Origin of the sequence: Enterococcus alishanensis (assembly GCF_019218635.1) — a bacterium.
GTDB lineage: Bacteria > Bacillota > Bacilli > Lactobacillales > Enterococcaceae > Enterococcus_A > Enterococcus_A alishanensis.
Genome location: NZ_JAHUZB010000037.1, coordinates 1 through 448, shown reverse-complemented (window position 1 = coordinate 448; position 448 = coordinate 1). Strand labels below are relative to the sequence as shown.

General features: G+C 69.0%; 1 protein-coding gene. It reads right to left on the bottom strand.

Features of this window, described 5'->3' with window-relative positions:
• Positions 1-65 precede the first annotated feature (65 nt).
• Positions 66-448: phosphoribosyltransferase family protein (locus tag KUA55_RS18170; RefSeq protein WP_281419057.1), on the bottom strand; the 383-nt coding region annotated here is incomplete at its 5' end.

Sequence of the window (448 nt, the reverse complement as noted above, 5' to 3'; positions counted from 1 at the left end):
GCAGCCTACGGAAGCAACCCCGAAGCTTCCGCCGACACCGACACGGAGCGGCCAACCGCCCCGCCTTACTTCACTCCGTACTTGGTCCGATAAGCCAGCACCGCCTCGCGGTGCTCGGCGAACGCCGCGTCGTCCTGCAGCAAGGCCAGGATGTCCGCCAGCGACGCGATCGACACCACCGGAATGCCATAGGTCTTGGCCACGTCCTGCACGGCCGAGTGCGCCGACAGCGCGTCGTCCGGGCCGGCGCGTTCCATGCGGTCCATGGCGATCAGCACGGCGGCCGGCTCGGCGCCGGCGGCGCGGATGATCTCCACCGATTCGCGCACCGAAGTGCCGGCGGTGATCACGTCGTCGATGATCACGACCTTGCCCTTGAGCGGCGCGCCGACCAGCGTGCCGCCCTCGCCATGGTCCTTGGCTTCCTTGCGGTTGTAGGCGAACGGCA